The following is a 455-nucleotide window of genomic DNA, read 5'->3' as shown; positions in this document are numbered from 1 at the left end:
CACATCTCGTAGTTTGCGTCAACCGAAGACAGGTACGCGTCTATACGCATAGCATACGAGTTGTCCTTAGTGACCGGCACATCCGCCACAGCTAGTGCAAACAGCATGTTAGTGCTGGTGTACAGCCCAACTTCTCCGAACTGCTGAAGGAATGTCAAATCCTTAGGAAGAAGAATGGAGTACCGAAGCACGTTACCGTTTATCACGTCGCCGGGACTAAGGAGTCCTGTTGATACCAGAGTTCCGTGTATGTCGGTATCACTGGCTGTAGGCACATATCCAGTACCAGTGCCCAGCTTGTAGCTAGTAGGTCTGATTGAGGGATTCGATGCCAGCGCATCACGTGCCGCATTCGTTATCTGGAAATACATTTTGTCATCCTATATGAACCGATATCAGGCGTCGCTTAATGATAAGGGGTGGATCGGTTATTGCTTCCATCCACACTTTATTGA

Annotated in this window: 1 protein-coding gene; it reads right to left on the bottom strand. The window is 48.6% G+C overall.

What is annotated here, in order from left to right:
- The coding region (locus AC1RPY_RS07645) for a hypothetical protein (protein WP_481763091.1) at window positions 1-371 on the bottom strand (371 nt) is incomplete at its 3' end.
- Window positions 372-455 lie beyond the last annotated feature (84 nt).

The organism is Dellaglioa sp. CoH-56-MRSF-12 (assembly GCF_056782075.1).
This window is presented reverse-complemented; position numbering and strand designations above follow the sequence as displayed.